This window comes from Roseovarius litorisediminis, assembly GCF_900172295.1.
GTDB classification, from domain to species: Bacteria; Pseudomonadota; Alphaproteobacteria; order Rhodobacterales; family Rhodobacteraceae; genus Roseovarius; species Roseovarius litorisediminis.
This window is the reverse complement of sequence record NZ_FWFL01000009.1, coordinates 101,994-128,280: the sequence shown is the minus strand read 5'-3', so window position 1 is coordinate 128,280 and position 26,287 is coordinate 101,994. Positions and strand designations below refer to the sequence as shown.

The 26,287-nt window shown below is 57.6% G+C and carries 31 protein-coding genes; 11 read left to right on the top strand and 20 right to left on the bottom strand.

The window, feature by feature from the left end; genetic code table 11:
* Nucleotides 1–204 precede the first annotated feature (204 nt).
* From ccoG to ccoS, 4 genes are read left to right on the top strand one after another with little or no spacing between them, the layout of a single operon-like run.
* Complete coding sequence (gene ccoG, locus PEL8287_RS16225) at nucleotides 205–1,641, top strand: cytochrome c oxidase accessory protein CcoG (protein ID WP_085893525.1); 1,437 nt, start codon at nucleotides 205–207, stop codon at nucleotides 1,639–1,641.
* Entirely contained in the window at nucleotides 1,641–2,096 is a 456-nt protein-coding gene (locus PEL8287_RS16220; RefSeq protein WP_176228675.1) for a FixH family protein, read from the top strand. Before ccoG ends, PEL8287_RS16220 begins: the two co-directional genes overlap by 1 nt.
* Before the next feature lie 7 nt (nucleotides 2,097–2,103).
* On the top strand, nucleotides 2,104–4,287 hold the full coding sequence (locus tag PEL8287_RS16215) for a heavy metal translocating P-type ATPase (RefSeq protein WP_085893480.1): 2,184 nt from the start codon (nucleotides 2,104–2,106) through the stop codon (nucleotides 4,285–4,287).
* Nucleotides 4,288–4,291: 4 nt separating this feature from the next.
* Nucleotides 4,292–4,450 carry a cbb3-type cytochrome oxidase assembly protein CcoS gene (gene ccoS / locus PEL8287_RS16210; RefSeq protein WP_085893479.1) on the top strand — a complete coding sequence of 53 codons (159 nt, stop codon included), beginning with the start codon at nucleotides 4,292–4,294 and terminating at the stop codon, nucleotides 4,448–4,450.
* 2 nt (nucleotides 4,451–4,452) lie between these two features.
* Here the strand turns inward: ccoS and PEL8287_RS16205 are convergent, their stop codons facing one another.
* The 9 genes from PEL8287_RS16205 to PEL8287_RS16165 all read right to left on the bottom strand — a co-directional run bounded on the left by PEL8287_RS16205 (nucleotide 4,453) and on the right by PEL8287_RS16165 (nucleotide 14,381).
* The gene (locus PEL8287_RS16205) at nucleotides 4,453–5,523 is read right to left on the bottom strand and encodes a Hint domain-containing protein (protein ID WP_085893478.1); all 1,071 of its coding nucleotides are present in this window, start codon (nucleotides 5,521–5,523) and stop codon (nucleotides 4,453–4,455) included.
* A 137-nt stretch (nucleotides 5,524–5,660) separates the two neighbouring features.
* Nucleotides 5,661–7,079: a D-alanyl-D-alanine carboxypeptidase family protein gene (locus PEL8287_RS16200; RefSeq protein WP_085893477.1), complete on the bottom strand. Its 1,419-nt coding sequence runs from the start codon at nucleotides 7,077–7,079 to the stop codon at nucleotides 5,661–5,663.
* A 281-nt stretch (nucleotides 7,080–7,360) separates the two neighbouring features.
* Nucleotides 7,361–8,353 carry an ABC transporter substrate-binding protein gene (locus tag PEL8287_RS16195; RefSeq protein ID WP_085893476.1) on the bottom strand — a complete coding sequence of 331 codons (993 nt, stop codon included), beginning with the start codon at nucleotides 8,351–8,353 and terminating at the stop codon, nucleotides 7,361–7,363.
* Between the two features lie 29 nt (nucleotides 8,354–8,382).
* Entirely contained in the window at nucleotides 8,383–9,219 is an 837-nt protein-coding gene (locus PEL8287_RS16190; protein WP_370737927.1) for an ABC transporter permease, read from the bottom strand.
* 128 nt (nucleotides 9,220–9,347) lie between these two features.
* Complete coding sequence (locus tag PEL8287_RS16185; RefSeq protein WP_176228674.1) at nucleotides 9,348–10,208, bottom strand: ABC transporter permease; 861 nt, start codon at nucleotides 10,206–10,208, stop codon at nucleotides 9,348–9,350.
* 210 nt (nucleotides 10,209–10,418) lie between these two features.
* Entirely contained in the window at nucleotides 10,419–11,201 is a 783-nt protein-coding gene (locus tag PEL8287_RS16180) for an ABC transporter ATP-binding protein (RefSeq protein WP_085893474.1), read from the bottom strand.
* Nucleotides 11,202–11,215: 14 nt separating this feature from the next.
* A complete protein-coding gene (gene hydA / locus PEL8287_RS16175) occupies nucleotides 11,216–12,679 on the bottom strand; it encodes a dihydropyrimidinase (RefSeq protein WP_085893473.1) in 1,464 nt (487 codons plus the stop codon).
* Nucleotides 12,680–12,696: 17 nt separating this feature from the next.
* The gene (locus PEL8287_RS16170; protein ID WP_085893472.1) at nucleotides 12,697–13,122 is read right to left on the bottom strand and encodes a hypothetical protein; all 426 of its coding nucleotides are present in this window, start codon (nucleotides 13,120–13,122) and stop codon (nucleotides 12,697–12,699) included.
* Nucleotides 13,119–14,381: a Zn-dependent hydrolase gene (locus PEL8287_RS16165; RefSeq protein WP_085893471.1), complete on the bottom strand. Its 1,263-nt coding sequence runs from the start codon at nucleotides 14,379–14,381 to the stop codon at nucleotides 13,119–13,121. Before PEL8287_RS16165 ends, PEL8287_RS16170 begins: the two co-directional genes overlap by 4 nt.
* A gap of 130 nt (nucleotides 14,382–14,511) precedes the next feature.
* Between PEL8287_RS16165 and PEL8287_RS16160 the strand changes: the two genes are divergently transcribed.
* From PEL8287_RS16160 to PEL8287_RS16150, 3 genes are all read left to right on the top strand, one after another.
* Nucleotides 14,512–15,159, top strand: coding sequence for a TetR/AcrR family transcriptional regulator (locus tag PEL8287_RS16160; RefSeq protein ID WP_085893470.1), 648 nt, complete (start codon nucleotides 14,512–14,514; stop codon nucleotides 15,157–15,159).
* Between the two features lie 63 nt (nucleotides 15,160–15,222).
* Nucleotides 15,223–15,840, top strand: a complete 618-nt coding sequence (locus PEL8287_RS16155; protein WP_085893469.1) for a TetR family transcriptional regulator C-terminal domain-containing protein — start codon at nucleotides 15,223–15,225, stop codon at nucleotides 15,838–15,840.
* A gap of 35 nt (nucleotides 15,841–15,875) precedes the next feature.
* Nucleotides 15,876–16,106 (top strand): N-(5'-phosphoribosyl)anthranilate isomerase, encoded by a 231-nt coding sequence (locus PEL8287_RS16150; RefSeq protein WP_085893468.1) that lies wholly within the window; start codon nucleotides 15,876–15,878, stop codon nucleotides 16,104–16,106.
* Nucleotides 16,107–16,153: 47 nt separating this feature from the next.
* On the opposite strand, the gene preA is transcribed toward PEL8287_RS16150, so the two are convergent.
* The 3 genes from preA to PEL8287_RS16135 form a co-directional block, all read right to left on the bottom strand.
* Nucleotides 16,154–17,458, bottom strand: coding sequence for an NAD-dependent dihydropyrimidine dehydrogenase subunit PreA (gene preA, locus PEL8287_RS16145; RefSeq protein WP_085893467.1), 1,305 nt, complete (start codon nucleotides 17,456–17,458; stop codon nucleotides 16,154–16,156).
* A gap of 62 nt (nucleotides 17,459–17,520) precedes the next feature.
* Nucleotides 17,521–18,348: a class I SAM-dependent methyltransferase gene (locus PEL8287_RS16140; protein ID WP_085893466.1), complete on the bottom strand. Its 828-nt coding sequence runs from the start codon at nucleotides 18,346–18,348 to the stop codon at nucleotides 17,521–17,523.
* Between the two features lie 23 nt (nucleotides 18,349–18,371).
* On the bottom strand, nucleotides 18,372–19,694 hold the full coding sequence (locus PEL8287_RS16135; RefSeq protein ID WP_085893465.1) for an NAD(P)-dependent oxidoreductase: 1,323 nt from the start codon (nucleotides 19,692–19,694) through the stop codon (nucleotides 18,372–18,374).
* 138 nt (nucleotides 19,695–19,832) lie between these two features.
* Here PEL8287_RS16135 and PEL8287_RS19830 point away from each other — a divergent pair, with 138 nt between their 5' ends.
* Nucleotides 19,833–20,255: a hypothetical protein gene (locus tag PEL8287_RS19830; protein ID WP_139837832.1), complete on the top strand. Its 423-nt coding sequence runs from the start codon at nucleotides 19,833–19,835 to the stop codon at nucleotides 20,253–20,255.
* Between the two features lie 56 nt (nucleotides 20,256–20,311).
* Here PEL8287_RS19830 and PEL8287_RS16130 read toward each other — a convergent pair whose 3' ends face one another.
* From PEL8287_RS16130 to PEL8287_RS16120, 3 genes are all read right to left on the bottom strand, one after another.
* On the bottom strand, nucleotides 20,312–21,079 hold the full coding sequence (locus PEL8287_RS16130) for a FadR/GntR family transcriptional regulator (RefSeq protein WP_085893464.1): 768 nt from the start codon (nucleotides 21,077–21,079) through the stop codon (nucleotides 20,312–20,314).
* Nucleotides 21,080–21,178: 99 nt separating this feature from the next.
* On the bottom strand, nucleotides 21,179–21,547 hold the full coding sequence (locus tag PEL8287_RS16125; RefSeq protein ID WP_085893463.1) for a Lin0512 family protein: 369 nt from the start codon (nucleotides 21,545–21,547) through the stop codon (nucleotides 21,179–21,181).
* A complete protein-coding gene (locus PEL8287_RS16120) occupies nucleotides 21,540–21,890 on the bottom strand; it encodes a Lin0512 family protein (RefSeq protein WP_085893462.1) in 351 nt (116 codons plus the stop codon). Before PEL8287_RS16120 ends, PEL8287_RS16125 begins: the two co-directional genes overlap by 8 nt.
* A gap of 72 nt (nucleotides 21,891–21,962) precedes the next feature.
* Here PEL8287_RS16120 and PEL8287_RS16115 point away from each other — a divergent pair, with 72 nt between their 5' ends.
* Together PEL8287_RS16115 and PEL8287_RS16110 are read left to right on the top strand one after the other, a co-directional pair.
* Complete coding sequence (locus PEL8287_RS16115; RefSeq protein ID WP_085893461.1) at nucleotides 21,963–22,361, top strand: DUF4062 domain-containing protein; 399 nt, start codon at nucleotides 21,963–21,965, stop codon at nucleotides 22,359–22,361.
* Between the two features lie 42 nt (nucleotides 22,362–22,403).
* Nucleotides 22,404–23,042 carry a hypothetical protein gene (locus PEL8287_RS16110; RefSeq protein WP_085893460.1) on the top strand — a complete coding sequence of 213 codons (639 nt, stop codon included), beginning with the start codon at nucleotides 22,404–22,406 and terminating at the stop codon, nucleotides 23,040–23,042.
* On the opposite strand, the gene cobO is transcribed toward PEL8287_RS16110, so the two are convergent.
* From cobO to PEL8287_RS16095, 3 genes are read right to left on the bottom strand one after another with little or no spacing between them, the layout of a single operon-like run.
* Nucleotides 23,039–23,647, bottom strand: coding sequence for a cob(I)yrinic acid a,c-diamide adenosyltransferase (cobO, locus tag PEL8287_RS16105; protein WP_085893459.1), 609 nt, complete (start codon nucleotides 23,645–23,647; stop codon nucleotides 23,039–23,041). The two genes, PEL8287_RS16110 and cobO, sit on opposite strands and share 4 nt — an antisense overlap.
* Nucleotides 23,648–23,665: 18 nt before the next feature.
* Nucleotides 23,666–24,382, bottom strand: a complete 717-nt coding sequence (locus PEL8287_RS16100; RefSeq protein ID WP_085893458.1) for an LrgB family protein — start codon at nucleotides 24,380–24,382, stop codon at nucleotides 23,666–23,668.
* A complete protein-coding gene (locus PEL8287_RS16095; protein WP_085893523.1) occupies nucleotides 24,379–24,738 on the bottom strand; it encodes a CidA/LrgA family protein in 360 nt (119 codons plus the stop codon). The genes PEL8287_RS16100 and PEL8287_RS16095 overlap by 4 nt, the downstream gene beginning before the upstream one ends.
* Before the next feature lie 124 nt (nucleotides 24,739–24,862).
* Between PEL8287_RS16095 and PEL8287_RS16090 the strand changes: the two genes are divergently transcribed.
* Nucleotides 24,863–25,234: a hypothetical protein gene (locus PEL8287_RS16090; protein WP_235862322.1), complete on the top strand. Its 372-nt coding sequence runs from the start codon at nucleotides 24,863–24,865 to the stop codon at nucleotides 25,232–25,234.
* Between the two features lie 160 nt (nucleotides 25,235–25,394).
* On the opposite strand, the gene PEL8287_RS16085 is transcribed toward PEL8287_RS16090, so the two are convergent.
* Nucleotides 25,395–25,760 carry a GFA family protein gene (locus tag PEL8287_RS16085; RefSeq protein WP_176228673.1) on the bottom strand — a complete coding sequence of 122 codons (366 nt, stop codon included), beginning with the start codon at nucleotides 25,758–25,760 and terminating at the stop codon, nucleotides 25,395–25,397.
* 1 nt (nucleotide 25,761) lies between these two features.
* Nucleotides 25,762–26,283, bottom strand: a complete 522-nt coding sequence (locus PEL8287_RS16080) for a GNAT family N-acetyltransferase (RefSeq protein ID WP_306372190.1) — start codon at nucleotides 26,281–26,283, stop codon at nucleotides 25,762–25,764.
* Nucleotides 26,284–26,287 lie beyond the last annotated feature (4 nt).

The following is a 26,287-nucleotide window of genomic DNA, read 5'->3' as shown; positions in this document are numbered from 1 at the left end:
TTTAAATCAAAGATGACAGCAGATTGACCCAAGGTCAAAGACCCTCTGGCCTGCCCATCCGCCTGCCTGCGGCGATGCGTCTGCCTTGGCAAATGAGTTTTATAGATCACTTTGAGAGTCAGAATTTGATACATGTCAAAGAGACTCGGGGCCTTACCTGTGAAAAGTCCCTGAAACTGGACCCAAAAAACCGGAGTGATTCCGTTGGCCGATACTCAGCCCGACGCGCCGCAAAGCCTCTACGCCGCACATGAACCGGTTTTCCCTAAAAAGGTTTACGGGAAGTTCCGTAACCTCAAGTGGGGAATCATGGTAGTGACCCTGGGCATCTATTATCTAACGCCCTGGATTCGCTGGGATCGGGGGCCCAACCTGCCCGATCAGGCGGTGCTGGTTGATCTGGCCAGCCGTCGGTTCTTTTTCTTCTGGATCGAAATCTGGCCGCACGAATTTTACTTTATCGCGGGCCTTCTGGTCATGGCGGGGCTGGGCCTGTTCCTGTTTACCTCGGCGCTTGGCCGGGTCTGGTGTGGCTATGCCTGCCCGCAAACTGTCTGGACTGACCTGTTCATTCTGGTGGAACGCTGGATCGAAGGCGATCGCAACGCCCGGCTGCGCCTGCACCGGCAAAAGAAATGGGATTTCCGCAAGGCCCGCCTGCGGATGACAAAATGGATCACCTGGATGTTGATTGCGTTGGCAACCGGCGGGGCCTGGGTGTTCTATTTCACCGATGCGCCGGCTCTTCTGGTTGATCTGTTCACCCTCAATGCGCATCCCGTCGCCTATACCACCATCGCCGTTCTGACCGGCACCACATTTTTCTTTGGTGGTTTCGCACGTGAACAGATTTGTATCTATGCCTGTCCGTGGCCCCGGATTCAGGCGGCGATGCTGGATGAAGACACCCTTGTTGTGGGTTACCGCGAATGGCGGGGCGAGCCGCGCAAACACTCCGAGGCGGTCAAGGCAGGTGAGCCGCAGGGCGATTGCATCGATTGCATGGCCTGCGTCAACGTCTGCCCCGTGGGCATCGATATCCGCGACGGTCAGCAGCTTGAATGTATCACCTGCGCGCTCTGCATTGACGCCTGCGATGATATCATGGCCAAGATTGGCAAGCCGCGCGGCCTGATCGACTATATGGCGCTGACCGACGAAGAAAACGAACGCGCGGGCAAACCGCCCAAGCCGATTATCAAGCACATCCTGCGCCCGCGCACGATCCTGTATACCGCGCTCTGGTCTCTGGTCGGCTTTGGTCTGGTCTTTGCGCTGTTCATCCAGTCCGACATCGACATGACCGTGGCGCCGGTACGAAACCCCACCTTTGTCACCCTATCGGACGGGTCGATCCGCAATACTTACGAGGTCCGACTGCGCAACAAGCACGGCGAAGACCGGCCGTTCAAATTATCGGTTGTCGGTGATGCCGCAATCCGTCTCGAGCTTGAGGGAACACCTTATAGTGCCGTGACGGTGCCTGCAGATTCAACCAAGTTGCAGCGGGTTTACCTGATTGCCGCTCCCAGTTCGGATGCTGCGAACAACGAGCGCAGCGAAGTCCGCTTGTGGATCGAAGACACCTCGAACGGGGAACGCGCTTATCGCGACACTGTCTTTAACGGAAGGTCGAACTGATGGCAGAACGGCAGATCACCGGTCGGCATGTGTTTCTGGGCTTTGCTGCGGCCTTTGGCCTGATCATCGGCGTAAATCTGGTCCTGGCCTACTCAGCGATCCGCACCTTTCCCGGACTTGAAGTTAAAAACTCTTATGTCGCGAGTCAGGAATTCAATGTGCGAAAGGCTGCCCAGGAGGGGCTGGGTTGGACCGTCAGCGCCGACCATGCTGATGGCGTGCTGACGCTGGCCATCACAGATGCAGATGGCAAGCCGGTTCAGGTTGGCAGCCTGCACGCGATTGTAGGCCGCGCCACGCAGATTAAAGATGATACCGAGCCTGATTTCCAGTTTAACGGAAACGCCTATGTCGCCCCGGTTGAACTGAGCGACGGAAACTGGAATATCCGGATGCAAGCAACCGCGCTGGATGGTACGGAATTCCAGCAGCGCGTTGTGCTGCACAAGAAATAGGTCTGCAATGACAGCCACACTGCGCCCATCCCTTTCTGCCTGTCCGGCCTGCGCCGCCGGCCCCGCGGCCGAGGCGTTGGCAGCCAGGGATATCGGTCCGGCGCAGATCGCTCTGTCATTGCCCACGATCCACTGCTCGGCCTGCATCTCGAAAATCGAGCGAGGGCTGAACGCGCATCCCGGTGTCAAATCCGCCCGTGTAAATCTAACCCTCAAACGCGCCAGCATCGATGCGGGCGCTGATGTGAGCGCGCAGGATATGGTCGCCCTGGTTCAGGGGTTGGGATACGAGGCACACGAGCTGGACGCTGGTACCCTGAACGCCACGGCGAACAATCGTGCCGGGCGCGAATTGCTGATGCGGCTGGCCGTGGCGGGCTTTGCCTCGATGAATGTGATGCTGCTGTCTGTCGCCGTCTGGTCCGGGGCCGCAGACGCCACACGCGACCTGTTTCACTGGATTTCTGCGGCCATCGCCCTGCCTACTATCGCCTTTGCCGGGCAGCCGTTTTTCCGCAATGCCTGGGCCGCGCTGTCCAACCGCTCGCTCAATATGGACGTGCCAATTACGCTGGCGATCTTGCTGGCGGTGGTTACGTCGCTTTGGGAAACCGCGCTATCGGGTGAACACGCCTATTTCGACGCCGCACTTGCCCTGACCTTCTTTTTGCTGGCAGGCCGCTATCTTGATCACCGCACCCGCGCCATTGCCCGTTCAGCCGCCGAAGAACTGACCGCACTTGAGGTGCCCCGTGCGATCCGCCTGTCCGATGGTGCTGAGGAAACCGTCAATGTCGCTGAATTGCGTGTCGGTGACATGATTCTTGTCCGTCCCGGCGGCCGCATGCCGGTGGACGGCGAGATTGTCAGCGGCACGTCCGAAATCGACCGCTCGCTGTTGACGGGTGAAACCGTGCCGGTTTTTGCCGGCGAAGGGCAGCGGGTATCGGCCGGCGAGGTCAATCTGACGGGCCTGTTGACGGTTCGCGCCACGGCAGTAGGCGCAGATACCTCATTGCACCAGATGGCCGATCTGGTTGCGCTCGCGGAATCCGGGCGCTCGCGTTATACCTCACTGGCCGACAAGGCGGCCAAGCTTTATGCCCCCGGCGTACATATCTTGTCGGCGCTCAGTTTCCTGGGCTGGTACCTTTATTCATGGGATGTACGCACGGCCCTCAACATCGCCGCCGCCGTACTGATCATCACCTGCCCCTGTGCGCTTGGGCTGGCCGTACCTGCTGTGACGACTGCGGCCAGTGGCCGGCTGTTTCGCCGTGGTATGCTGATCAAACACGAAACGGCGCTGGAACGTCTGGCGCAGGTCGATACCGTGGTCTTTGACAAAACCGGCACTTTGACCGCGGGTGCACCCGAATTGACCAATTTGGAATCCCTTCCACGCAAAGACGCCGAAGTGGCCTATGCCCTGGCGCGGGGGTCGTCCCATCCCCTGGCGCAATCCATCACCCGTGCAGCGCGTGACGCCGGGATGGCTTGCGCTGGCGTCGCCAACATTACCGAAGTGCCCGGCTATGGTACCAAAGGCACTTACAAGGGACAGGAGGTTCGGCTGGGCCGTGCCAGCTGGACCGGGGCAGGGGACACCGCACAGACAGCAACCCACCTGCAGGTCGCCGGTCGGCCTGCCATTACATTCACCTTTGCCGACCATTTACGTGAGGGCGCCTCCGACGCGGTGCAGGCGCTGAAGGACAGCGGGAAATCTGTTTATCTGATGTCCGGCGATACCACGGCTGCGGTCGAGGCACTGGCAAAGCGGCTGGGTATCACCCATTGGCTGGCCGAGGCGCTTCCGGCCGACAAATCTGCCCGCATTCAGGCCATGACCTACAATGGTGCGCATGTCCTGATGGTGGGGGATGGGCTGAATGATACTGCGGCGCTGGCAGCCGCCCATGTCTCGATCTCGCCAGCGTCAGCGCTGGATGCCGCGCGGGTGGCCAGCGACATCGTTTTGCTGGGCAGTGATCTCAGCCCGATTGCGGCGGCTTGTGACACAGCACAATCCGCCACCCGGCGGATACGCGAAAACTTTCGGATTGCCACGATCTACAATATCATCGCCGTGCCGCTAGCGGTGGCAGGTCTGGCCACACCACTGATTGCGGCATTGGCCATGTCGGCCAGTTCAATCACGGTGTCGCTCAACGCGCTCAGGCTGAGGTAATGCAATGAACATCCTGGCCTACCTGATTCCCATTTCCCTGTTTCTGGGGGGCGTGGGTCTTGTGGCGTTTATCTATACGGTGCGTTCCAACCAGTATGACGATCCCGACGGCGACAGCCGCCGTATCCTTTCTGATGATTGGGATGACCACCCCAAACCCTGACCTCAGGCCACAGATGGCATGTTCTGGCTGCAAAATCTGGATAGCGGACCTGTCGCTACATAGCTTAGCAAAACTTGCGTTTCTGACGGTTTCAATACCATCCGCGCGGTGCGGCCATAGGCATTTATTCCCTGCCTCAATGCCGGAAGTGTCGACATCAGGCTATTTTGCATTTTGTCCGAATAGGCCGAAAGGCCGACGTGATCAGGGAAAAAGCTTTCGCTTGGCAGGCCATTGGACCAGACCACCTGATGGCGTTTGAACAAAAGGTGGTGGTAGTTGACTGGTGCGCTGATCGGTCTGCACCCGACGCCCCGATAGCCGACCAGTGCTTTTACCGGGGTCAGCACCTCGGATTCGTGAAACAGCAACTCTGTTACAGGATGGTTGAGAAATACGCGGTGATTGGGGGAAAGGAAAAGATCACGATTAGGCACGCCTAGCGCCATAGACCCTGCGGGTATGCAGACCGGGTGAAACTTGGGGTTGGCCATTTCTGAAAACGTCAGCACACGATTTCCAACCCAAAGAAGCGGCATAAGCCCCTGATCAAGCGTTTCCACCAAGTCACCCGCCTTCAGGGTTTCTACAGGAACGTAACCCCGATCCGTCAGGATAAGCGACCCGGTCTGAAAACAGGGTGCGGTGCCGGGGGTGGGGTTGGTCTGAACGACATAGGTCGTCCCGCCATCTGTCGATTCCAGAGACTGGCCACCTGTGGTAGTTCCCAGGGCTGTCGATGTTAACCCGACAGCCGGCCCCTCAGACGGGGTAACGGTTCTGCTGAAGGACAAAAAGGACAGCACAACGCCGTCCTGCACCAGTGCCACTGCGCCGTTCTGATGCACGCCGTTGAAATTCGCAGCGGTGGTACTGTCAATTACATAAATATCGCTTCCGGCAATTGTTCCGCTGGCGGTTCCAAGCGTGTCAGTTGACCTGACCGTACCGTCCGGATTGTAGACAACAACCTGAATGCCGCTGACATCCAGCCCGGTGTCGACGGCGATCTCAAGAAAATCAAGGACTGTCCCGCCGACAAATTTCAGTTCCGAGAAATACGGATCAGCCAATTTTCACACCTCTGGAACCAACTTATGTTGGAAATCCGAAAAGGCGACGATAAATTAACTTAATTTTAACAATTGTGCGCTAAGGGCCCCTGTCGCGACTTTCAGGAATACATTCTGTCGCATCACAAGGGAAAAGATCAGCCCGGTCCGATCATGAAGCAGGTAACCTGTTTGGCTTGAAGCCGCCGGCAGGCAAGATCAGCTGTTTCACGGCTCATCCCCATGAAATTTGCGTCAAACCCATTCGAGCGTTTGACGACTTTGCGCAGGGATCCGTCCAGCGTGCTCATTTCACTAAGTGCTGTCTGCAACAGAACCTTGCGGGCCTTGTACTGGCTTGGGTAGCGCCCGATGTTTATTCCCCAATGCCGCCCGCCGGATGTCGAGACGCGCGTCACAACTTCTTGTATCGGGTCTTCCACCTCGGCCTTGGCCAGTACAAGGTCTTTTGGCCTTGCAGTGGGGCTTACTTTGGCAGGTACCACCTGGGCGACTTTCTCGGTCTTTTGCGCACTGGTCTGCTGAGCTGCCATGATGGCCTTTTCAATATCATCCTTGATCGCAACAACGATTGGTTGGGTTTCGGTAATGGGGCGCTGTTGTGGTCTCAAGCTTTTCTTGACGGCTGCAGCCGAGGCGAAGCGCACTGTTTTGCCGGCCGCGGCCGGAATAGCTTGTCCGCCACCTTTGCCCATATAAGGTGGTTTGCTGGGACGGTGCAGTGCAACCCTGGTAGGTGCGCGACGAAAGCCGAGGTCAAGCAATTCAGCCACCTTCGCATTCCGAGACGCGGTTGACCGGCCGCCAAACACTGTTGCGATGACGCGTTCTTTGCCACGTTCGGCGCTGGCCACAAGGTTAAAACCCGCCGCACGGGTGTAGCCGGTTTTGATGCCATCCGCGCCGCGATAGCTTTGTAAAAGCTTACGGTTGGTGTGAGAGACCTTGCGCACCCCGGCATCTGCCGTGATCCGTGAAAACAGATTGTAATATTCTGGGTAGTCGTAAAACAGGTGCCGCCCCAGATTTGTCATGTCGCGCGCTGTCGACAGGTGACCCGATTCCGTCAGGCCATGGGCATTCTTGAAGGTCGACCGTGTCATGCCAAGTGCCTTGGCCGTGCGGTTCATCCGGCGGGCGAACTTGGCTTCGGAGCCTTCGATCGCTTCACCAAGGGCCGTGGCCGCGTCATTGGCCGATTTTACCGCAGCTGCGCGGATCAGATACCGCAGTGCGATCTTCTGGCCGGGGCGCAGGCCCAGTTTGCTGGGCGGCTCGCTGGCGGCATGCTTTGAGATTGTCACCTTGGTATCCAGGCCGATTTCGCCGTTCTCAATCGCCTCAAACACCACGTACAGCGTCATCATTTTGGTCAACGAGGCCGGATGCAGCCGTGAATCAGCGTTGCGCGAATGCAGTACCTCGCCGCTGCGCGCATCAATTACCATCGCTGCATAAGGTGCTGCAACCGCACTCAAAGGTACGATGATCAACATCCAGATAGTCGCTAACGCAACCAGACCCCAACGGATCGGTTGCCTGCCCCGAGCCTTCATGGAACTACTCTTTTTCTGCCTCGTGCCGCCGGTTTTCCGACTGGCTTTTGATTTATTGCGGAAAACGTAGCACAGGTGGCGATTTGAATAAAGCCTTCATTTTCAATGGATTTGTGGCCGTTGTTAATCGATCATCGCAATATGTTGTGGTTTTAGTGTGCGTATCTACAAAACTGGCCAAAACACCAATGATGCAGGTTGGTTTTGAACAAAAAAAGACCCAGAGCAGCATTTGTGCCCCGGGTCTTTGCATTTGGTTTAGCCCTGTCGAACCCGGCGATTTAGTTCAGCGCGGCATCGGTAATCACGTGGGTCCAGGCGCCTTCGCCCGGGTGTTTGGTAATCACCGGATCCGAGCCACCCGCCAGAAGCGATTGCACCGTGCGCTCGTAATCCGCCGGGTCAAGCGCGCCATTGCTGCCAGCTGTCAGTTTGGCAATCTCGCCCATCATCCGGGTCTGATGCTCTTCTGTCTGCGCACCCGAGGCGTCGTTGTCCAGCACGATCATCGCGGCGTCTTCGGGGTTCTCCTCGGCCCATTTCCAACCCTTCATCGAGGCCCGCACAAAGCGTACCATCTTATCGACAAACGCAGGATCATTCAGGTTTTCCTCCAGAACATACATGCCGTCCTCAAGCGTCGCCACGCCCTGATCCTCGTATTTGAAGACAACCAGATCATCCGGGCTTAGCCCTGCGTCGATGATCTGCCAATATTCATTATAGGTCATGGTCGACACACAGGCCGCCTGACCCTGCAAAATGGGATCAACGTTAAAGCCCTGCTTGAGAACCGTCACGCCGCCCTCTGATCCATCTGTGGCCAATCCCAGTTTGCTCATCCAGCTCAGGAAAGGATACTCATTGCCAAAGAACCACACGCCAAGGGTTTTACCGGCGAAATCGGCAGGTGTTTCAACACCTGCATCCTTGCGGCAGGTCAGCATCATACCCGAAGATTTGAACGGTTGCGCGATATTCACCAGTGGCAAACCTTTTTCGCGGCTGGCCAGCGCTGAAGGCATCCAGTCCAGCACCACATCGGCCCCGCCACCGGCAATAACCTGCGCCGGGGCGATATCGGGCCCGCCCGGTTTGATCGTGACGTTCAGGTCTTCCTCGTCGTAAAAGCCCTGATCCTGCGCCACGTAATACCCCGCAAACTGCGCCTGCGTGACCCACTTCAATTGCAGTGTCACGTCATCCGCTGCCTGCGCAACCGAGGCCCAGGCCCCAGCTGCGGCAACCGCCAGTGCTTGTGTAAATTTGTTCATCGTGGTTCTCCCTTGTGTTTTAAGTTGCCTTATGTCCGGCGCCTTTGTGATGGGTGCCAGAATGTCATTGTCTTCTCCAGCAGCGCAACCCCGCCGTAAAACGCCGAGCCGACAATCGCCGCCACCACGATCTCGGCCCAGACCAGATCCATCGCTAGTTGTCCAACCGAGGTCGAGATGCGAAAGCCCATGCCACGGATGGGCGAGCCAAAGAATTCCGCAACAATCGCCCCGATCAGTGCCAGCGTGGTGGCAATTTTAAGCCCATTAAAGATAAACGGCATCGCCGCAGGCAGGCGCAGCTTCAGAAGGGTTTTCCAATATCCGGCCGCGTAAGTGCGCATCAGGTCACGCTGCATCGCGTCGGTATCCTGCAGGCCCTGCACGGTGTTCACCAGCATGGGAAAAAACACCATCACCACCACCACCGCCGCCTTGGACTGCCAGTCGAACCCGAACCACATCACGAGGATCGGTGCCATGCCGATAATCGGCAAGGCTGCCACGAAATTACCGACCGGCAAAAGGCCCCGTTGCAGGAACGGAAACCGGTCGATGATCACTGCAATCAGAAACGCCGAGCCACAGCCCAGCACATAGCCCGACAATGCGCCCTTCAGCACGGTCTGCACGAAATCCACCCAAAGGATATCGGTCGAGGCTGCAAAGGTTGATGCGATCGCGGATGGCGCCGGAAGCAGAACCTTACTTATTCCAAAGACGCGAACTGTAATTTCCCAGAGCAAGAGCACGGTAAGGCCAAAAAACAATGCAACCAGAAACTTGCGAGCCTTTTGGGCGTTTTGTGAAGATAGCTTCAGGTTGGCAAGTTTGGCATTTGTCGCCCAACAGACCAGCCAGATCAAAATCACCGCCATCGCCTGTAACCATCTCAAGCCACCAGCAGGATTGGAACGTGTCATAAAGAAAAGTATGGCAAACCCTATCAGCCCGGCAGCAACGATCGCAAAAAATCTGGAGCGTATGACACCCATCACGCCATCCCCATCCGTTTGAGGGTCAGGCGCTGCACTAGCCCGATGATCGAGACCAATCCTGCTGCCAGCGCTGCCGCCATGACAAGCGCGCTCCAGATCTGGATCGTCTGTCCATAATAACTCCCGGCAAGCAATCGCGCGCCAAGGCCAGCGACGGCACCTGTGGGCAATTCACCCACGATGGCGCCCACCAGGCTGGCCGCCATGGCCACCTTGAGTGAGGTAAACAGATAGGGCATCGACGATGGTAACCGTAGCCGCCAGAACGTCTGACTGGCACTGGCGTGCCATGTGCGCATCTGGTCCAGTTGCATATGGCTGGGGCTGCGTAGGCCCTTGACCATACCTACCACCACCGGAAAGAAAGACAGATACATCGAGATCATCGCCTTGGGCAGCAGTCCCGAAATCCCCACCGCGTTCAGCACCACGATGATCATCGGCGCAATCGCCAGAATGGGAATGGTCTGCGACGCGATCACCCAGGGCATCACGCTCATGTCCATGGTTCGGTTAAAGACGATGCCGATGGCCAGCGCGATACCAAGCGCCGTCCCCATCACAAAGCCCAGCATGGTTGAGCTGAAGGTGATCCCGGCGTGATAAATCAAAGAGCGTTTCGAGGTGATCTTTTTTTCAACGGTTGTTTGCCAGATTTCGGCCGCGACTTGATGGGGTACCGGCAGCTTGGGCTTTTTCTGGCTCCAGGTATCGGTGATCAACTCGGTCATACTCAGGGTTGTTCCCGCCCGCGTCGCCTTGTCTTGCGCCCAGGTCGAATTTAGCATGATCGCCGCCCCGTACCAAAGCGCGATAATTGCGGCCACGACCGTGAGAACAGGTAGAAGGTTGCGCATCAGCAGTGCCCTACCCTGACTTTCATTTTTCCATAAATACTCATGCCACTACGCTGAAAAAAGATACGGGAATTGAGTATTTTAAGAAAAATGAAAGCAATTTGGTTTGTCTTTGCCTCACGGTACAGGCTGGAGAGCCGATGACCGTGAAAAGTGAAAGTGTCCGTACCCCGGATAGGGGCGGGGCCCGATTGCGGGGGGCGGCGTTGGTCAGTCATCGCCGTGCCCCGCTCTTAAACCGTCACGGACGCGGTGTGCAATTTCGATAAACTCGGGAGTGTCACGGATTTCCAGCGGGCGTTCGCGGGGCAGGGGGCTGTCGATCACGTCGGTTATTCGTCCGGGGCGCGGAGACATGACCACAATCTTGGTGCTCAGATAAACCGCCTCGGGGATTGAGTGGGTGACAAAGCAGATCGTTTTATGCGTCTTGTCCCAAAGGCTTAAAAGCTGTTCGTTCAGATGGTCGCGTACGATTTCGTCCAGCGCGCCAAAGGGTTCGTCCATCAGCAGAATATCCGCATCAAACGCCAGTGCGCGAGCAATGCTGGCACGTTGCTGCATGCCGCCGGATAATTGCCATGGGAATTTCTTTTCGAACCCGGCCAGATCAACCAGCTCCAGCACGCGTTTCACCCGTTGATCCTGATCGGCCTTGTCGTACCCCATGATCTCGAGCGGCAGGCGGATGTTGCCGCCAATCGTACGCCACGGGTACAGACCTGCGGCTTGAAACACATAGCCATAGGCGCGGGATTTCCGGGCCTCTTCCGGGCTGACCCCGTTCACCGTGATGGTCCCTGCCGTCTGCTGTTCCAGATCGGCCATGACCCGCAGAAACGTGGTCTTGCCACAGCCAGACGGGCCAATGAAGCTAACGAAATCGCCTTTGTGCACCTCAAGGTTTACATCCTTGAGTGCATGCACCGGGCCGTCGCTGGTTTCAAAGGTCAGGCTGAGGTTTTCAGCCGTAACAACAGGTTGGTCGTTCACATGGTGGCCTTTTCTCAAATCCCCGCGGGGATGTTTAGCGGATCGCGTTCAATCATCTTGGGGGCGGTAAGCGCCTTCCATTTGCTCAGCGCCTCATGGGCCGAGGGGAAGGCCGGGCGGGGCACGAAACGTCCGCGGCCGGGCTGCGGCTGGCTGTTCTGGCCCCAGGCCCAGATCACCTCGCCACGGCTGAGGGTGTAGCGACTGTTGGCCGTGACTTCGAACCCTTCGAACACGTTGTAATCCAAAATCGAGTGGTGATTGCCCGGAGAGATGGTTTTGGAAATCTTCGGGTCCCAGACCACGATATCGGCATCAGCCCCTTCAACAATCGCACCCTTCTTAGGATAGATGTTTAGGATTTTCGCGACGTTGGTTGACGTTGCCGCGACAAACTCATTCGGCGTCAGGCGGCCTGTTTCAACCCCTGTCGTCCAGAGCACCGGCAGACGCTCCTCCAGCCCGTTCGAGCCGTTGGGGATGATGCGGAAATCGTCGCGGCCGGCGCGTTTCTGCTCGGTGTTGAAGGCGGCGTGATCGGTTGCCACCACCTGTAATGACCCGGCCTGAAGACCGGCCCACAGGCTGTCCTGATGTTGTTTGTTGCGGAAGGGCGGCGACATCACGCGGCGTGCGGCATGGTCCCAATCCTTGTTGAAATACTCGGATTCGTCCAGCGTCAGGAACTGGATCAGCGGCTCGCCGTAGACCCGCATGCCCTTTTGCCGCGCACGGCGGATGGCTTCGTGGGCCTGCTCGCAACTGACATGCACGATGTACAAAGGCACCCCCGCCGCATCGGCAATACAGATCGCGCGGTTGGCGGCCTCGCCCTCAAATTCGGGCGGGCGGGAATAGGCGTGGCCTTCGGGGCCGGTGATGCCCTGATCGAAATATTTCTGCTGCATCTCGGCGACAAGATCGCCGTTTTCTGCATGCACCATCGGCAGCGCGCCAAGTTCCGCACAGCGCTTGAAGCTGGCGAACATTTCGTCGTCCTCGATCATCAGCGCGCCTTTATAGGCCATGAAATGCTTGAACGAATTGACGCCCATCTTGACCGCGTCTTCCATCTCGGTGAACACGTTCTCGTTCCAGCCGGTGATCGCCATGTGATAGCCGATATCGCTGCAAATTTGCGGCGCGGATTTGCGGTGCCATTCATTGATCGCGTTCTTGATGCTGCCATCGGCGCCGGGCAGGCAGAAATCCACCAGCATTGTGGTGCCGCCACAGGCCGCCGCCCAAGTGCCGGTCTCGAAGGTCTCGGCGGCGGTGGTGCCCATAAAGGGCATCTCAAGATGGGTATGCGGATCAATCCCGCCGGGGATAACATAGGCGCCTTCCGCGTCGATATATTCGTCGCCCTTAAGGTCCTCGCCGATCTGTTTGATCGTCTCGCCCTCAATCAGCACATCGGCCTTCCAGGTGCGGTCGGCGGTGCAAACCTGGCCGCCTTTAATGACTTTGGTGGTCATTGGTCTTCTCCCATCTGTTATGTGTCGAAGAAGGCGCGGATTTCATCCATGTCCGAAGACACTTTTGCCGCAACGCTTTCTCCGAAATTTTGCAATGTGTTTTTTTCCCAATCCGCGATCCAACTTGTGTCCTGTCGGGTTTTAGGGCCCGGCGGTATCATCACGAAACGCTGCAAGGTAGATTGCCGTATGAGGTTGCGAAACTCGTCTCCGCTGACCCATTCATAGTCCTTGTCGCTTAGTGCATCGTCCGAGTCCGAAATATCGACCAGCCAGTTCTTCACATTGTTTTCGTTCACGAAGGCAACAGCAGCCCTGACAGCCATTTGCACCCCGTCGTTTGGGTCATATTCTGAATGCCATTTCACATGTATCGCACCAATGTCCTCACGCCAGAAGACATCGACAAGGCCATCTTGTGAATAGATGCAGCGTTGGGTCACTCCACAATCTCCGCTGTCTCGACCACTGCGTGCATCAGCACATCCGCCCCCGCCGTGGCCCACTCCTTGGAAATCTCCTCGGCCTCGTTATGCGACAGCCCATCCACACAGGGGCACATGACCATCGCCGTCGGCGCGACGCGGTTGATCCAGCAGGCGTCGTGGCCTGCGCCTGAAATCAGGTCGCGGTGCGAATAGCCAAGCCGTTCGGCAGCATTGCGCACAGCCGTGACACAGCCCTCGTCAAAGGTGACCGGATCAAACCCGCCGACCTTTTCAAATTCGATTCCAAGATGCATGCGGTCGGCGATCTTTTGGGCACCTTCCTTGAGCCGCGCCTCCATGTCCTGAATAACCTCCAGCTGAGGAGAACGGAAATCGACGGTAAAGACAACCTTGCCGGGGATCACGTTGCGCGAATTGGGGAAGACATCGATATGTCCGGCCGCGCCTACCGCATCGGGCGCGTGGGACCAGGCGATATCATCCACCAGCTCCAGCACCCGCGCCATGCCAAGGCCCGCATTGCGGCGCAATTTCATCGGGGTTGAGCCGGTGTGACTGTCCTTGCCGGTGATTGTCACCTGCGTCCAAGACAGGCCCTGCCCGTGGGTGACAACGCCGATATCCTTGTTCTCGGCCTCAAGGATTGGCCCCTGTTCGATATGCAGCTCAAAAAATGCGCGCATCTTGCGGCTGCCCACAGGTTCGTCGCCCTTCCAGCCGATCCGTGCCAGTTCATCGCCAAATTTCTTGCCGTCAGCATCGGTCCGTCCATAAGCCCATTGTTCGTCATGGATACCCGCAAAAACGCCCGAGGCGAGCATCGCAGGGGCAAAACGCGTGCCTTCTTCATTGGTCCAGTTGGTGACGACGATGGGGTGTTTGGTCTTGATGTCCAGATCGTTCAGCGTGCGGATCAGCTCCAGCCCGGCCAGCACACCCAAAACACCATCGTATTTGCCACCCGTCGGCTGTGTGTCGAGGTGGGAACCGACATAGACGGGGAGTGCATCCGGGTCGGTTCCCTCTCGCCGCGCAAACATGTTGCCCATGGTGTCCAACCCCATGCTCATGCCCGCAGCCTCACACCACTTTTGGAATAATGCCCTGCCTTCGCCGTCTTCATCGGTCAGCGTCTGGCGGTTGTTGCCCCCGGCCACACCGGGGCCGATCTTGGCCATCTCCATCAGGCTGTCCCACAGGCGCTCGCCATTGATTTTGAGATTCTCACCCGGTGCTGATGTGTGTGCGGCCATGTTCATTCTCCCTTGCTGCCGGGGCGCTTGATCGGCCCTCTTGCAATCGGTCATATCCTGACCGTATGGTCAGGAAGAAGAGCACCACATGCTGACCAACTGGTCAAGAAATTTTTGAAAGCCTTTTGCGATGGCCGCAGCCTCCCGCCCTCTCAGCAAAAAAGAAATCCGCCGCGAGAATGAAAAGCTTATTCTTGAGGCAGCGGAAAAAGTCTTTGCCGAAGCAGGGTTTGGCGGGGCAACAATGCAGTTGATCGCCGATATGGCGGGGCTGCCCAAGGCCAATCTGCACTATTATTTTCCCACCAAGGAATCGCTATATCGACAGGTTGTTCAGGCGATTTTTCAGGATTGGCTGAAGGCGGCGGATATTTTCGATGACGCGCCGGGACCGGTTGAAGGAATCAGCGCCTATATAGACGCCAAGATGGAAATAAGCCGGCGGCATCCGGCGGGGTCCAAGGTCTGGGCATCCGAGGTGATGCACCGCGCGCCAGTCATTCAGGACTATCTGGAAACCACGCTGGTGGAATGGACAGAAGGGCGGATGGCGGTCATTCAGCGCTGGATTGACGAGGGTAAGATGGATGCGGTCGACCCGCGCCACCTTTTGTATATGCTATGGGCCACGACGCAGCACTATGCAGATTTCGGCCACCAGATCGAAACGCTGAATGGGGGGCTACCCCTGACGGATGCGCAATGGGAGGCCGCCAAGACATCGGTCAAGACCATCATTCTGAATGGGATCGGCGCGCGCCAGAACCGGGAAACGTAACGCGGCCTTTCCCCGACGGGCAAAATACCGCATTCTGATCCTGTAACCGTACCGGAGCCCCCAATGAACGACGCGCAGCCTGTCAAGAAAACCAGCCGCATCCAGCTGCGCAATCGCAAGCTTATACTTGAAGCAGCCCTGGAAGTGTTTTCGCAACATGGCTATCGCGGTGCGACTCTGGATCAGATCGCTGTAGAGGCGGGTCTGAGTAAGCCGAACATCCTGTATTATTTCGATGGCAAAGAGGATATCCACGTTACACTCTTGAACCAGTTGATGGACATCTGGCTGGCTCCGCTGCGCGAGATTGACCCCCAAGGCGATCCGCTGAAAGAAGTCTTGCGCTATGTGCAGCGCAAGCTTGAGATGTCACGCGATCTGCCGCGCGAAAGCAGGCTTTTCGCCAATGAGGTATTGCAGGGCGCGCCGCGCATGGTTCCGCATCTTGAAACCGTTCTGAAACCGCTGGTCGACGAAACGGCGACCCTGATCAAACGCTGGGTCGCAGCCGGAAAGCTGGCCCCGGTAGACCCGCGTCATCTGCTTTTCTCGATCTGGGCAACAACCCAGCACTATGCTGATTTTGACGCGCAGGTGCAGGTGTTGATGGGAGATGCGCCGGTTTATGAGGGCGCTTCGGCGCATCTCGACAGGATGTTCCGCCGGCTCCTCGCGCCTTAACGCCTCATTAACCGGGATGGGGCAGGGTTGTTGGCATGCAAGCCCTGTCGCGCCAAAACAGCCCTGAATTCTGGATCAGCCAGATATTTTCTGCCAAGGCGGTGCAGAAAGGCGCGGTCATTCGCCGGTCAATGGCCTGGATCGACCGGGAGGTTGGTCGCGACAGGTTCATCGGTGAAGTACGACGACGCGGTTTTCGTCTGGTCCAGACCGCCGATCAGTTCATCGTGATTTGCCACAGTGGATCAATCAGCATCGTTTTTTGAAAATTCGCAGAATTTTCGCCAACGATTTTTCTGCGAAAAATCGGCTGCTATTCTGCCGCGCATTTCCCCGGGTTGTTCGGGTGGGTTGTCCAGTTGGCGTATTCCTCTTTCACCACCTGACCGGTGCGTGGATCAACGGCCCCGGCTGCCATCGGTTCCATCGTGATACAACCCTCAATAGGGCAGACATTGACGCAGAGGTTGCAGGCGACGCATTCATCGTCCTTAACCTCAAAAACCCGGTCTTGAGACATGGAAATCGCCTGATGCGAAGTATCCTCGCAAGCTGCAAAACAGCGCCCGCATTTAATGCACTCGTCCTGATTAATCTTGGCCTTGGCGATATAATTCAGGTTCAGGTCCTGCCAGTTCACCACATTGGGCACCGCGCGGCCCACCAATTGATCAACGGATGTGAACCCTTTTTCATCCATGTATTGCGACAGGCCCGAGATCATTTCCTGTACCACCTTGAAGCCATAGGTCATGGCCGCCGTACAGACCTGCACATTGCCCGCGCCAAGCGCCATGAACTCGGCTGCATCGCGCCAGGTGGTGACCCCGCCAATGCCGCTGATCGGCAGGCCTGCGGTGGCTGGGTCGCGGGCAATTTCGGCCACCATGTTCAATGCAATGGGTTTTACGGCCGGTCCACAATAGCCACCATGCGCCCCTTGGCCGTCAATCGTGGGTTCAGGTGCAAAGAGGTCCAGATTGACCGAGGTGATCGAATTGATCGTGTTGATCAGGCTCACCGCATCGGCGCCGCCTTCCTTGGCGGCCTGCGCCGGTTTGCGGATGTCGGTAATATTGGGCGTCAGTTTCACGATCACCGGCAGGTCACTGTGCTTCTTGCACCAATGCGCCACCTGACCCACATATTCCGGCACCTGCCCCACAGCACTGCCCATGCCACGCTCGCTCATCCCGTGCGGGCAGCCAAAGTTAAGCTCAACCCCGTCACAGCCGGTATCTTCCACCCGGTGCAGAATGTCTTTCCAGGCGTCTTCGTTCACCGGCACCATCAGGCTGGCAATCAGCGCGCGGTCAGGCCAGTCGCGCTTCACACGTTTCATTTCTTCAAGGTTCACTTCCAGTGGCCGGTCGGTGATCAATTCGATGTTGTTCAGCCCCAGCAGGCGGCGGTCAGCGCCCCATATTGCGCCATAACGCGGGCCGTTGACATTCACCACCGGCGGTCCGGCCTCACCCAGGGTTTTCCACACCACGCCGCCCCATCCGGCCTCGAACGCGCGGCGCACGTTATATTCCTTGTCCGTCGGAGGCGCCGAGGCCAGCCAGAACGGGTTGGGGGATATGATCCCGATGAAGTTGGATGTGAGATCGGCCATGGCCTTGCTCCTTTTTCCTGTTTTTACCCGCTTTGAGGGCAGGTACGTTGCTGTGGCGCCGATTACCCCGGCGCCCGGAATATCATTTCAACGGGCGCGATATCACCGGCGCCGACGGCCTTGACCATGTTGCCGATTTTCGCCTGCGCATCGGCCCCCATCAGCAGCCCTAAACCGACGGGCGGCGGGTTGGTCTGGTTCAGATTGGCTGCAAGACGGGCAAAGAAATCGCGGGCAAATTCGCCGCGCATCCTCTGTGCCATCAGTGTGAAACCTGCCTTGTCTGCTGCTGTCAGATAGACCTCGGGCCGGTCCAGAAACGACGTGTCGGGTCTGCTTGACCACGGCACCGGAAAATCCGGATGCATCTTGCCCACCAGCATAACGTCATAGACAGCAAAGCAGCCGCCCGGACGCAGAACCCGTGCAGATTCGGCAAACAATTTCACTTTGTCGGGTAGATTCATGCCCACATGGATCAGGGTCGCAAGATCAAAGCTGTCGGTGTCAAACGGCATGTCCAATGCACTGCCGGTAACATATTTAGGGTCCAGTCCAACCAGGTCTGTCAGCTTTTGCGCCGTCTCGACAAATTCTGGTGTCAGATCCAGGCCAGTGACCTGCGCGGCATATTGCGTGGCGATATGCCGGGCCGTACCGCCAATACCTGATCCGATATCCAGAACACGGGTATCCGGCCCGATATCGACCTGTGCCAGCAGGTCATTCGTCGCCTCGACTCCACCGATATGAAACTCGTCCACCGGTTTCAAATCAGCGACTGTGAGGGAAGCGCCGGTTTTCCCATGGCTTTCCAAACCAGACATGATCCGGTCAAACAACCCTTCCTTGCCGTAATGGCGGGCGATATTGGCGTCTGTTTCGGTCATGGGTCTGGCTCCTGAAAATTGCGTTACCCAACCAGTGTAGCATGAATATCGATCGCGGTATCGCGCCCCTCGGCCACGGCGGTCACCGTGAGATCATCGCCGCCTGCCGCGCAATCGCCCCCGGCCCAGACCCGCTCTACGCTGGTCCGGCCAGGCCCCGTGACCGCGATTTTGCGGGCCTCAAGCACAGGCAGGTCATCCCCCTCCAGGGTCTGGCCAATTGCCTTGAACACCTGATCTGCAGGCAGCCGAAAGGTCTGACCCGTAGGATTCAGGTCGTTGTCGGTATATTCAAACTCGATTTCTCGTACCGCGCCGTTGCCATGCACCGCAACGGGCGCGGCATTGGTGATGATCCGCACACCCTTTGAGGCCGCAAGATCCTGTTCAAATCGGCTGGCATTCATCCGGTCACGGCCACGCCGATAGACAAGACTGACGTTCAGCGCACCCAGCAGTTTGGCCTGCACGGCGGCATCAACTGCCGTCATGCCGCCGCCGATGACCACTACGTCACGTCCGATTGGCAGCTTGGTCAGATCCCCGGTCTGCCGCAGTTCGGCAATGAAATCCACCGCATCGCTCAGGCCATCCTTGTCTTCACCAGCCAGCCCAAGGGCATTCACGCCACCCAGGCCGATAGCCAGAAACACCGCATCATAGGCGGCGCGCAAGTCAGCAAGCGCCACCTCGCGTCCCAACCGCTTGCCGGTTTTAATCGTGATCCCGCCGATCTGCAACAGCCAGTCCACCTCGCGTTCGGCAAAGCCATCGACGCTTTTGTAAGACGCGATGCCAAATTCGTTCAGCCCACCGGGCTTGTTGCGGCCGTCGAACACAACCACATCGTGGCCCAGCATTGCCAGACGATGGGCACAGGCGAGCCCGGCAGGGCCGGCACCCACGACGGCCACCTTTTTGCCGGTGGGTTCAGCGCGGGCAAAGGGGTGTTTGCCTGTCGCCATCAGAACATCGGTGGCGTAGCGCTGCAATTGCCCGATCAGTACCGGCTTGCCCTCGGCGGCTTCGCGCACGCAGACCTCTTCGCATAAGGTTTCGGTGGGGCAGACCCGGGCGCACATGCCGCCCAGGATGTTCTGGTTCAGGATCGTTTCCGCTGCGGCCTCAGGCGTGCCTGTCGCGATCTGACGAATGAAAAGCGGGATATCGATTGTGGTGGGGCAGGCCGTCATGCAAGGCGCGTCATGGCAGAAATAACACCGGTCTGCGGCCACCAGTGCCTCGTGATCATCCAGTGGCGGATGCAGGTCGGAAAAGTTCTCGGCAAGGCTGGCGGCATCAAGGCGTCCGGCGATGATGCCGGGGGTCAGCGCATTCTCACTCATGGGGTCCTCCGGTATGGAAAATCTCTGACCCAGTATTTCACATTTTAAAATTTTATCAATTGGTAAAAATTTATCGGGGCAAGAAAATTGCTCTCGCCTGCGGTTTACACCAGATGGCGCGCAGAGGAGACAGGTCTGATGCTGTTTGCTAAAATCGGAAGTGCAACAAGTTTTCAAAAGAAAGGAACTGCTTTGAAACGGACTTATTTTTTGGGCGGATTCGCATTTTGCTTTGCCTTGTCGGTAACAGCCAATTTGGCGCAATCACACGAAATATCCGGGCTACAGAGCGCGGTTTCAGCACATATTGGCATGTCCCAATCGCGCTGTGCCGAGATATCACAACAAGCGTGCAGTTCGGTTTTTGGCTCTTGTTCGAATTACAATGATGGTGCGGTTGGCACGGCACGTAACATGACGATTTCATACACATGCCAGCAGTTGGTGGGGAATCTTAGAATTCTCCAGCAAAACGCTGTTGCCCTATCGCCTGCCACTTTGGAGGATCTGGACCGACTACTCAGGGGCTCGATGGCGTATACGGCGCCCTATTTTGAGTGAACCCTTGCGGTCTGTGCCAGCCGCCTTCAAGTTGCCGCGCGATTTCCAAGTTCGACTTAACGCGATTGTTCGTGTTCAAACCGTTGCTTTGCAATAGCTTCGTTCTTGTCGGCTTTTTGCTGATCGGCCAGGGCGTTTTCGACGTAATCAAGATGCGAAATCACCGCCTCGCGGGCGCCGGAAGGGTCGCGCGCCTGCAAGGCTGTATTGATGGCGCGGTGCTGGTCCAGCAGCGCACCGCGCGTGGTGCGTTGTTTGAACATCACCTGCCGGTTATAAAACACGCCTTCGCGCAGCAACTGGAACATCGACCGCATCATATGCAGCATGATCACATTGTGGCTGGCTTCGATGATAGCCAGATGAAACTCGGCGTCCAGCCGGGCCTCTTCGGTCGGATTTGTCTTGGCGTGGGCCTGTTCCATCTTGTCCATGACCGTCTGTATCACCTTCAGGTCGGTGTCCGAGGCCAGCTTTGCGGCCCGCTCAGCGGCCAGCCCTTCAAGGTCGCGGCGAAAGGCGATATAGTCGAAAACCGCTTCGTCATGGTCGGCAAAGAGCCGCACAAGTGCGTTGGAAAAGGCGTTTCCCAGTACGTCTGCCACAAATATCCCGGCACTGGCCCGCGTCGTCAAAAGCCCTTTTTCCTGCAACTCGGCCACAGCTTCGCGCAGCGACGGGCGGGAAACACCCAGCCGTTCGGCAAGTTCACGTTCGGCCGGCAAACGTTCGCCAGGGCGCAGGATACCGCGCAGGATCAGCTTTTCAATCTGCCGCGTAACAGCGGTTGAAAGCTTCTCAGGCGTAACTTTCTGAAATGGCATGCTCAAATCCTTTTTCACCCATTGGTCAATTTATATGACCGCCGCAAGTGTCGGCACAAGTGAATTTGCCGCAAGGCCAATTCGCGGCTGGAGAGGGCACTAACCTTGTGACTGCTGCCACCTGTCCGCCTGCAGGGGTAAAAAAGCCTCAACAGCAGCGGTGGCAATCACCAGCGTCTCGCCGGTTTCGGGGTTGGTCACGTTCTGCCCGCCCTTGACCGCGCGCACGCTGGCGCGGCCGCGGGGCAGGGTCGCTGCCAGCGTGTCGGTATCAAGCCGCTCCGGTTCCTGCACCCCCACCGTCACCTGCACCCGCATCTCGGTATGGTCCAGTCTGGTGGTTTCAAATATCGGCAGCGTCGAGTGGCGAAACGCATCTTCGATCGCGCGGCGTGCGGCTTTTTGGTAATCCATCCCGTGCAGGTCGTTACCCATGCCCATTTCGATGATGAAGCGCTGATCAGCCATCGGCACGCTCCATCTCAAATGAAACCGAGATCGCGGCATTGGCAATTACCGTCGGTTTGCCGTCGGGGCGCGGAATATCAAGACCCCCATGGGTGGCCGTGACAGTGATCTGGCCATAGGGAAAGATATCGCTCAACGCAGTTGTATCTACCTGATCCGGTTGCTGAACCGCAATTTCAACATCGACCAGCATCGCCTCTTTGGGAAATCCGAAAAGCTCGGCCATGTTGATCGAATTGTGCCACAGCGCGTCCTGCAGCGCGCGTTTCGCAGCTTGCGTATAATCTTGTCGGCGCAGAGAGGTCCCCATGCCAAATTCGGTCAAAACGCGGGTTTTCGGCATTGATCTTCCTTTGGTTGATCTCGATCTGCATCTACGCCACACTTAAGAAGATTAACGCTATGGGGCAAGCATTTGGACAAACGGTATCAGGTTTTCATCAGTTCGACATTTCAGGATTTGCAGAATGCCCGACAGGAAGTGTCACAGGCCCTGTTGCGCGCCGATTGCTTTCCGGCTGGGATGGAATTGTTTCCCGCAGCGGATGAGGAACAGTTCGAGTTCATCAAGACGGTGATCGACCAGTCGGATTACTACGTCATCATCTCGGCGGGGCGGTATGGGTCAATCCACCCTGGGACGATGCTAAGCTATACCGAGATGGAATATGATTATGCGGTGGAGATCGGTAAGCCGGTAATTCGGTTGCTGCATAAGGACCCCAAAAGTATTGCTGACGAGGACGATGGTAAGCTCGCGAAACTCTTAACGTTCAGAAACAAAATGCGCGAAAGCAGGATGGTAGCCTTTTAGGAAACTCCTGATCAACTGGGAAAAGAAGCCACTTACGCACTCTTGGAGATCAAGAAAAGCAAACCAGCGATTGGTTGGGCAAAGGCGAGTGACATCTCTGATAAGGATTCTCGGTTGAAGATAGGTGAGTTGATGGAAGAGAATCGCCTTCTTAGAGAAAATTTGTCGGTTCATGAAAAAAAGGATTTCAGACCCATCCTTGAGGGATTAAGCGGCAAAGTTGAGCTTCAGAAATTCGAATTCTCAGGGGCCGAAATCAATGATTCGTGGCCGTTTGATCGGGAGCCAAACCTTGAAGTGCGAAAAGGTTTTGATAAGTATTTGTATCAACCAATAGGCGAACCGTTTCAAAAACCAGCTTCATGGATAATGGAGCGAATTTGTTTTGGGTTTCTCTTTGGGCGGGATTTCGAGAGTGCTGTCAAGAAAGGTCTTGCCTCACCACATCCAATAGGAACGCCCAACAGTATTGTTTGCGCGCCAACCGATGAGCACTCGCTTGAACCTCTCTTCATGGCCCTTGAGGGCACCGGATTGCTTAGGCCCGGTGAGCCATATGGCAGTATGTCTGAACTCCTTTTTGGGCGAAAGAACGATTATCTTCGCAGAACACCTTGGGCGCTCTCCGAAGATTTTCGACGTTGGATTGTCAAGCAAGGCAACCAGTCGGTTGAATTCTAAAACTCGACCCCGATCTGTGCCTTGATGCCAGAGCGGAACGGGTGCTTGATCAGCTCCATTTCGGTGACAAGATCGGCAATTTCGATCAGTTCTTCCTTGGCATTGCGTCCGGTCAGCACGACGTGGGTCATATGCGGTTTTTCTTCCGCCAGAAACGTTACCACATCGTTGATGTCCAGATAATCGTAGCGCAGCGCGATGTTGATCTCGTCCAGCAGCACCATCTTGTTGCTTTCATCCCGGATCAGCTCCTTGGCCTTTTCCCAGGCCGCCTGCGCCATCTCGGTGTCGCGGGTGCGGTCCTGTGTTTCCCAGGTAAATCCTTCGCCCATGGTGTGAAACGCGCAGGTGTCCGAAAACTTATCAAGGATCATATCACGCTCGCCCGTGCTCATCCCGCCTTTGATAAACTGTACCACGGCACATTTCATGTCATGCGCGATACAGCGAAAGATCATCCCGAACGCGGCCGAGGATTTGCCCTTGCCCTTGCCGGTATGCACAATGATCAGGCCCTTTTCGTCGGTCTTGGTGGCCATGATCTTGTCACGGGCGGCCTTTTTCTTGGCCATCTTCATTGCGTGGCGGTCGGGGTCGTCGGTCATGGCTGGTGTCCTTCGGGATTAGTTGAACAGGGATAACACATAAGGCGCAATCAGGGCGGTTAGCAAGGCATTGAGCCCCATGCCGATACCCGCAAAGGCTCCGGCGGTTTCGTTCACCTGAAACGCGCGTGCGGTGCCGATGCCGTGTGCGGTCACTCCCACGGCAAACCCGCGCGCGCGCCAGTCGCGGATGCGCAGCGCGTTCATCAGCGGCGTCACGATCACCGCACCGATGATGCCCGTCAGGATGACCAGTGCTGCGGTCAGCGTTGGCAATCCGCCCAGTTTTTCAGAAATGCCAATGGCCACAGGTGCCGTGGTCGATTTCGGTGCCACCGAGGCCAGTTGTGCCCCTTCAACCCCCAGGGCCTGCGCAATCCACAGGGCCGAGGCCACGGCGACAACCGATCCGACCACCAGTGCCCCCAGCATCGGCAGCAAAGTTCGGCGTACATGGTGCAGGTTGCTGTAAAGCGGTCCGGCCAGCGCCACGGTGGCGGGCCCCAGCATGAAATGCACAAACTGCGCCCCTTCGAAATAGGTCTGGTACGGGGTCTGCGTGACCCACAGAACGCCACCCAGCAGGATCATCGCCACCAGTACCGGATTGACCAGCGGGTTGCCCCGGCTGGCCCGAAACGCCGCATCGCCAATCAGATAGGCCACCAGCGTGGCCGTCAGCCACAGCAGGGGCTCTTCGCTCAGATAGGACCAGATGTCGGGCAGGGCGGTCATGCCTCCGTACCCTTTGACCCGGTTAACCGCGCAAGCCCGACAAAAGTCAGCGCGCCGGCCACCAACGCCAGTGCGGTGCTCAGAACCAGGGCCGTCAGCAGCGCGGGTCCGGTCTGGCCAAGCGCTTCGGCGTGGCTGATCACGCCAACGCCCGCCGGGACGAAAAGCAGCGACAGATGCGCCAGCAGTCCTTGCGTGGTCACAAGCATCCGGGCCGCCAGACCAGGCACCAGCAGGAACGCCGCCAGCAACAGGCCCATGCCGATAACCGGGCCGGGGACGGGCAGGGCCAGTGCGCGCCCCAGCACTTCGCCGGTCAATTGAAAGCCAAGTATCAGCGCAAGATTCAGGATCATGGGTTTTACCTTTTGTGTGCTGCTCGGCAGCATAGGGCGCGGGCGGGGCGCTGCAAAGGCTGCTACGCGCCCGGTAACCCCTTGTTAACCATCTCTGCGCCACTCTGGCGTGATGCGGGTGGTGATGGCAATCTCTTTAGGGCTTCTGCTGGGGTGCAACACACCCGGGCCTGATTTTCGTGACATCAGGCCGGTCAGGATCAGCGTCGGGAAAAGCACCTTTGACGTCCGTGTTGACGGCACCCGGGCGCAGGCGATCCGCCTGACTCCTGAATGGGCCCCGCGTCTTGCCGCCGTGGCCCCGCGCGGTGTCGCCGCGATCGAGGCGGTCAGCGGCTGCAAGGCGCGCAAACTTGATGGCGACCAGGCGGTCCTGCTGGCGCGGCTGGATTGCGGCGGCCCGTTGCAGCCCCTGCCACGCTCTGGTGAATACGACTGCGAGTTCGAACATGTATTTGAGGGCTTTGGCGATCTGATCTGCGAGCCCGCCCTCTAAAGGGCGCCCGGAACCCTGCTTTCATTTTTCCCCAAAATACTCCCGCCGGAGGCATCCTGCCTGCTCCTTCTCACGTTGGCGCGCAGTTTATTCCAGACCTGATAAAAATCGCGTCCGAACCTTAAATAATCTGCAAAACATATCTGCCCGGGCAACCCGCCTAATCCGGGTCCAGGGGCCAGCCCAGCCGCTCTTGCTTGTGGAAATGCTCATCCGGGGTCAACGCTTCGGGATCGTCCAGCAGCGCAGCATGAAAATGCATTTCATCCGGGAAGCGGTCACTGCCGTAAGCAACCGAGGCACCGCAGGTTGCGCAGAAATACCGCCGGTTGCCGGGCGAGGACGTGTAACAGACCGGCACTTGAGCGGTCCAGCGCCATTGCCCGTTGGGGTTACCGACAAAGGTCACCACCGCCGCGCCTGTGCCTCTTCGACAACTTTCGCAGTAGCAATGCCCGGCCCAGTTATGCGCGCCGCTCAATGCGAAAGTAACGGCTTTGCACAGGCAATGCCCCTTGCGCATCATGTCAAATCTCCCTGTTGCGTGCCGCCCGCTTGGCACGCCGCCCACCCGCCCTCCCCGCCGTGCCAAGGGGGCGGACCATGGTGATGCTGGTGGGGCGATCATAGCCGGGATGGGCAGTTTCGTCGGCTTTATGAAACCCGAGGGCGGTGAATGCCGCGTGGTTCTCTGTCAACTCGATCCGGGTCTCCAGTGTCACACTGTCCAGCCCCAGGTCACCCGCACGCCGCAGCGCCTGATCCACCAGAATCCGCGCCAGCCCTTTGCCGCGCTGTGCGTAATCCACGGCCAGTTTACCCAGGTAAAGCGTATCGTCTTTTGGCGTCAGAACCATACAACCCACCGGCCCGTTGCCTTCTTCCATCACCCAGACCTCGCGATGTGCCGCCAGTGCCTTCATCCCTTCAGTGTCCAACCGGCTGAGCGATGAGGCTGGATCAATCCGCCCCTCCATATAGGCAAAGGCCCGGGTCAGCAGGTTATGAACCGCAGCAAGGTCATCTTCGGGGGTATATCGCCGCATCATCCCA